The 6,478-nt window shown below is 44.0% G+C and carries 3 protein-coding genes and 1 pseudogene; all 4 read right to left on the bottom strand.

Features of this window, described 5'->3' with window-relative positions; all coding sequences use genetic code 11:
* Positions 1 to 20: 20 nt before the first annotated feature.
* Positions 21 to 1,385: a sugar porter family MFS transporter gene (locus tag A1D16_RS20845; protein WP_290713341.1), complete on the bottom strand. Its 1,365-nt coding sequence runs from the start codon at positions 1,383 to 1,385 to the stop codon at positions 21 to 23.
* 6 nt (positions 1,386 to 1,391) lie between these two features.
* Positions 1,392 to 4,268 (bottom strand): glycosyl hydrolase-related protein, encoded by a 2,877-nt coding sequence (locus A1D16_RS20840; RefSeq protein WP_290713338.1) that lies wholly within the window; start codon positions 4,266 to 4,268, stop codon positions 1,392 to 1,394.
* A gap of 22 nt (positions 4,269 to 4,290) precedes the next feature.
* Positions 4,291 to 5,781 carry a RagB/SusD family nutrient uptake outer membrane protein gene (locus A1D16_RS20835; protein WP_290713335.1) on the bottom strand — a complete coding sequence of 497 codons (1,491 nt, stop codon included), beginning with the start codon at positions 5,779 to 5,781 and terminating at the stop codon, positions 4,291 to 4,293.
* 9 nt (positions 5,782 to 5,790) lie between these two features.
* Positions 5,791 to 6,478: pseudogene (locus tag A1D16_RS20830) on the bottom strand (SusC/RagA family TonB-linked outer membrane protein); the annotation flags it as partial.

The raw sequence follows: 6,478 nt of genomic DNA, 5'->3' as shown, positions 1-6,478 counted from the left end.
TCCTCATCCCCTGCCGCTAATTACCATCCCTGTTCAATTTCCTCGAGCGATTTACCCTTGTTTTCAGGTATATATTTCACAACGAAAAAAACAGAAGGAACCATTATAATACCATAGAGCAGGAAAGTGGCTCCAATGCCAATCGAATCCCGTAACAACGGGTAGGTTTGTGTAACAAACGTGGAACCAAAGAACAGGGATAAGGTTGCTAAAGACATGGCTCGGCCACGTATAGCTGTGGGATATATTTCAGCAATTACCACCCAAACACCCGGACCCAGTGTAGCTGCAAAAACGGCTATATAAAATACAAAACTTCCTACTAAGGCATAGGGGCCCTGGTTGGCTATAAATAACCAGCCAATCATAAATAAAGCCAGGCTTAATCCTGAAAAACCTGCCACCAATAGTGGCTTTCTTCCCCATTTATCAATTTTCCAAATAGCTACCAGGGTAAAAATCATATTAAAAAAACCGATGATCGAGGCCGTTCCCATGGCAGAATCTGTTTTAAATCCGGCTTTTTCAAAAATTGCCGGTGCATAGTACATAACTGTTGTAATACCAGCCAACTGGCTCAAAAAAGGCAATACCAGTCCAATTATCAATGCCATTCCATACCGCGATGAAAATAACTCCTTAAAACTACCTGATTCCTCTTTTATGGAAGTACTGATAGCCGCAGCTTCACTGGCAGCCTGTGCACTGCCGTTAATTCTTGATAATATGGCCAGGCCTTCCGCACCCTTATTTTGGGTATACAACCAACGTGGACTTTCTGGCACCAATAATAGCAGCAGGAAAAAAAGAAAAGCGGGCACCATATTGGAGCCCAGCATTGCCCTCCATACCTCTTTTACAAAATATAAATCCATCCAATTGCCAAACTGGCTGGTAGTTGAAATATTCAGTAACCAGGTATTGGACAGATACGAACATAAAATTCCTAAGGTGATGGAAAGCTGGTAGAGCGACACCAACCGACCTCTCAGATGTGCGGGCGCCATTTCAGATATAAACATAGGAGCCACCATGGCGGCAAATCCTACACCAACTCCACCAATTATTCTTGCCAGTATCAGGTGAAAAGCGGAATCGGCCATGGCACAGTAGATAGCGGATATAATAAATAACCAGGCCGATAAATATAAAACGGCCTTTCTTCCATACCGATCCGCCAGCCATCCGGCAACGGCCGCTCCTGCCATACAACCCAGTAAGGCCGAACTCATAAGCCAGCCTTCCATGGCCGCACTTAATTGAAATTGCACCCGGAGAAAATTAATACCCCCCGAAATAACAGCGGTATCAAATCCAAATAAAAACCCGCCTAAGGCTGCTGTTAAACAAATCAGAAACAGGTATACTGAACCAGTTAGTTGCATAGACATTTATTTTAAAGGAATACTTAACCGGAAAGTGTGGATAGCTTGCTTAGAGAGCTGCAAGGGAAATCGTACACCCGTGCCGCTTATTGGCTGAATCGGTTCTTCGATCAGGTTCGCCGTTTGCAGCTTAACCGTATTCCAGGCCGACTGGAAGGAGACCGTATTCGCCTGGTCGGTATAATTTACAAGTCTTACTACTACCTCCTCTGAATCATCGGCTTTTTTGATTGCTGTTATTTTTGAATACGGGTTCGAAACAGAAAAAAAGCTGTTTACCGCGGGAATAGTTCCCTTTTTCTGCTCATTGATACCAACTGTATACAACGGATGATTACTGGTATATCCAAACTGGTAACCATTTTTCCAGCCCGGCTGGTGCGAACTGATAGAGAACTTAAACAAGTGCCTGCCCTTTTGGTAGTACCAGGGGCCTTCTCCATGACAGCTTTTTTGGGAGGTAAGCATTACGTATTGCAATACCGGGTAAGCTACTGCCTCCCTGGTAGGATCGATCCAATCAAAAACTGCCAGTTGAGAAGACATGGTAATGGCGAAATCAGCCGTGGAAGCGGTAATGAAATTCTGCGATTCGCGCGGGTGAATTTCTTCCGGCTTTTGCCAGTATGTTCCACCCCATGCCCAACCCTGCGGCCGCATTTGCAATTCAGTCTGTTGTACCCCCGCCATTCCCATCGGTACATCGTAATCGATTTTGGCTTCGGGCGATAAAAGCGGTAAAGCAAAACTCAGCTGCCTGTTTTTTACACCTTTCCAATTCAACACATCAATTTCGAAATCAATCTTCTTAATAGTGTGGTAGACAATTATCCGCTGTAAATAATTCACCTCATGCATGGTATAGGACGCTTCGAAAACAGACAGCAGCGGTCCTTGTTGTACCAGCTTCCACACTGCCGCATGATTGCTTAGCTTGTCGAAATTTGTCATATTGGGCGGGGTTAGGATGGTGAATTCACCGGCATCCAGCCCATCATATCCCAGGTCCAGCACATCGCCGCCTGAAAATTTTGTTGTATTGATTAATTCTCGTTGTAAGGCTTTGTCGTACAGTCGTTTGATTCCTCCTTCGCCCAGTTCAAGCAAATAATACTGATTTTCCAGTTTATTGGAGAGCACCGGTACAAATGTATCTACCGGCTTTTTGGTGGGTTCCAGGCTGAAACTGGTATACCCAACGGAAGGTACCGCAGATGCGTCAATAGCCAGGTAAGACTTCCCCTCTTTTGTTACCAACTGTGTATTTACAGCGTTACCAGCAGCATCTTTTACCAGTGCCGGGGTAAATTGCTGGTCTACCGGAAAAAATGCAATATCCTTTCTTTCCCAGGATAAGTCGTTGAATACAACCACCGATTTTTTAGCCTTTGTTTTAATAGCCGATGAAATGGACTGAAGCGAGGCATTTAAAGATTTTTCTGCCAGGAAATTACCTCTTTCGAGGTAGGCCCTGAAAATACTATCGGTTATATCGCCATTTTTTCCACCCCAGCCATGATCGGGATAAATGGAATAATACCAGGCAGAATCAAACAGCGCTTTGGGATAATCTTGCAAATTTTTCTGCAGTAAGCCGGCAACGGTTGCAAAGGTTTCGGCTGCTGGCAGATGAACGGCCGATTTTCTTTTTGCCTGGATCGCCTCATAGTGTGCAGGTCCATGAATATAAAGCCATAAATCGGGCCGCTCTCCGGAAATGGAATCAAACCGGGCACCCGGCACATTTACAGTAGCTAAAAATTCGTCGGCTGTACTGTATTTGAGAGAAGGAATTGATTTACCGGATAAGGCTACGATCTTATTCCAATCACGCAAAATCTCTTCATAAAATATAGGCCCGGCTGCATCATTACTCAATACCACAGCATAATGCGGAGGTATAGAACGGCTCCTGTAGTAGTCGTTCCAGTTTTGTAAAACTTTATGCAGTTTGTCCATGGCAGTTGGCGCATCCTGATCAAAATACTTAAAGAATAAAACAGCCCATCCATAGTTACCCGGACTATACGTAAATACTTTTGAGCCGTCTGGGCTGTACCAATTAAAAAAACCTTCTTTAAAGCGGCTGATAAATAAATTTTTTACCCCCGCCTTAGCCAATATCTGCGGAAACTGCGGAGTTCTTGCCGGAACATCGATATTAAATGCTGTTTCTGCCTTAATTTTTCCATCGAATTTTTCCTTCATCCATTTTTTGCCCAGGTACAACTGGCGCACCAGTTGCTCACTCGACTCAATACCTTCATAGGGCTGGTTAAAAGTAGCACCCCAGCCAAACTGACCCGACTGATAGGTATTTACAGCCAGGCTGGTATAGTCCTTGTTTTCATTGATCAGCTCCAGGAGATTCAGGGTCTGCTCCATTCCAAACTTAAAATCGGTATGCTTGCCCATAATATCCATTGCAGGAAGAATGATCTTATGAATTCTTTCTTCCCTGCAGGAATCCGGTGTATTCATCCAGGCGATGTCCTGGTGAGAAGAAGATATGATATGGATCGTGCCCTTTCCAAAATAATCCCAGTCAGCTGGAATAACCGGGTTAAATAATTCTTCCATTATTTTTTTTCCGTTTTGCTCCAGCAGCAGGGTGCCTGAACTGCCTACCAGGGGCAACTGAACCAGTAAACCGGAATCAGTAGCTACAAATGGCAGGGACTTATTATTGTAAGTAAGCCGGAGTTTATTCCCCAGACCTGGCATCCGGATAATTCCGGATGCCATTACTTCCTCGTTTTGTTTCGAGTACGTAAAAGGTCTGAGATAATCAACCAGCTTTGTCTGCGCATTTACCAGATTTCCAAGCACCATGGATCCAGCCAGCAACAAGTAGTTTTTTACAATTCGTTTAACGGAACGCATAATTTTTAATTAAGGTCAACAATTATTTCAACAAAGGATTAATCTGGGTTTCAGACAAAGGAATCGGAAACTGTAAATTTTCTGCCTTAAAACTGGCCCCGCTCGGAAGTACAAATCCAACAAGATCCACAAAAGAACTCGTACTACCATTCCAAACCTTGCGGGTGCGTACCATATCAAACCAATGTTTGGTTTCAGCACTCAATTCCCAATACCGCTGTTTCCACACTTCTTCCGTAAAGGCCTGCGGAGAAAGACCGCTGGCTGCGGGAAGGCCTGACCTGGTTCGGATGGCATTCAAAGCTGCATAGGCATCTGCATTCGGGCTTCCATCTGCCTGGTTTTGGGCTTCAGCAAATACCAGTAAAATATCAGCATACCGGATCAACGGAAAATCTTTGCCCGATTGAGGGGCTACGTCCAGCAACGCCGGATCCATAAATTTATAGATTGCCCATGGAAAGTTATAGGTAGTTCCATCCACTTCAATGCTGTTATAATAAAATCCCTGGTTATTTCTGCCCCTTAAATCAGCAGACATGTAGGAACCCAAAAAAGCATCGCTGGGTGAAAATCCACCAAATTGAATATAGTCGTTTCTCAAAAACTTCACTTCATTCGGCAAAAAATAAACCGGATGAGACGCGTCATTAATACTCTGCGTATAATTTATACTGAATATATGTTCTACCTGGTTATCGAACTGTGGATTATTCAGCTTATTGAACCAGCTGCCGTTGGCATCGGACTGGAAAAGTGCAAAGTTGTTGCTGTTAATTACTTCCTGCGCTTTCTGTTTTGCCAAGGCATATTTATCTGCCTGGTTAACCGGCTGCCCTGCCATACTCAAATAAACCTTCGCCAACAAGGACTTTACGGCACCTGTTGACACCCTGCCAGAACCTTCCGGACTGGCCGGCAAACCCGCTGTTTCAGCAGCTTCCAGTGAGGGTACTATCGCCTGTTCATAAATATCCTTAACCGGCGTTTTTGACAATAACCCATCTGCCGGGGTGCTGGTAGGTGTAAGTTTCATCGGAACATCACCAAATATATTTACAAGCTGATAATAAAAATAAGCGCGTAGAAAATTGGCTTCTCCCAGCAACCTGTTTTTGACTACTTCGTCCATAGCAATACCAGGAAGATTAGCAATGGCCAGGTTAGCAGCTTCAATACCAGAATAACAACTATTCCACCAGGTGTTTAAATAAGGACTGGCAGAATTATACCGAAGATTATAAAAATCGATGGTAATAGAAGACTGGGATTTATTAATGTACTGCCCGGATACAATGTCTAACATAGAAGCGGGCAGGTCATCATAACCGGATTTATTATAAGGGCTGTAAACAAATGCATAGATAGCATTTACTGCAGCTGCTGCATCTTCTGCCGTTTCATAATACTGGTTAGTAGTAACAATCGAACGGGGTTTTTCTTCCAGCCATTTTGTGCAGGAGCTATGGCTGATTGCTATGAGTGCAATGCTGAATATATATAACTTTTTCATGGTTCGTTTTTAAAGAGTTGCGTTAATGCCAATCGTAAATGTGCGGGGTCTTGGCGTAGAATAGAATTCAATTCCCTGGGCAAAAGATCCACCAAAAGTGCTCACTTCCGGATCATAGCCCCTGAATTTGGTGGACAGGAAGAAATTCTGCACATTTCCATATACTCTAAGCCCGGCTAATCCAACTGCTTTGATTTTCTGCTCAGGAAATGCATAGGCAAGGTTTATACTCTTTCCCCGGATAAAGGAGCCATCTTCTACCCAACGGCTATCCATAAAAAACGTAAGGTCGGTACCAAATGGATCTGTATTGGCCAATCGCAGGCTGGGCACCGCCGTATTCTGATTTTGAGGCGTCCATGCATCACGCAGTATACTGCCATAACTATTGGCATAATGCTGCCTGTCTTCCACCGTAAGCGAAGTAATATTCATGATTTTATTTCCCTGTCTTACCTGAATATCGGCACTAAGCGACCAGTTTTTGTATTGAAAAGAAGTGGAAAATGTTAATTCATATTTAGGAAACATATTACCCAGCACCATGGCGTCACTATTATCAAAACGTGCATCGTCGTTTACATCCAGTCGTTTGATATCGCCCGGTTTTTTGCCGTAGCGAGCAGCTTCTGCCACTTCTTTATCGCTCCAGGTTCCGGTACGCTGAAAGCCCCAGAAATTTCCCACTGGTTGGCCC

The organism is Flavihumibacter sp. CACIAM 22H1, from assembly GCF_001601815.1.
GTDB lineage: Bacteria > Bacteroidota > Bacteroidia > Chitinophagales > Chitinophagaceae > Flavihumibacter.
Note: the sequence above shows the minus strand (reverse complement) of the source record. Positions and strands in the feature narration are given on the sequence as shown.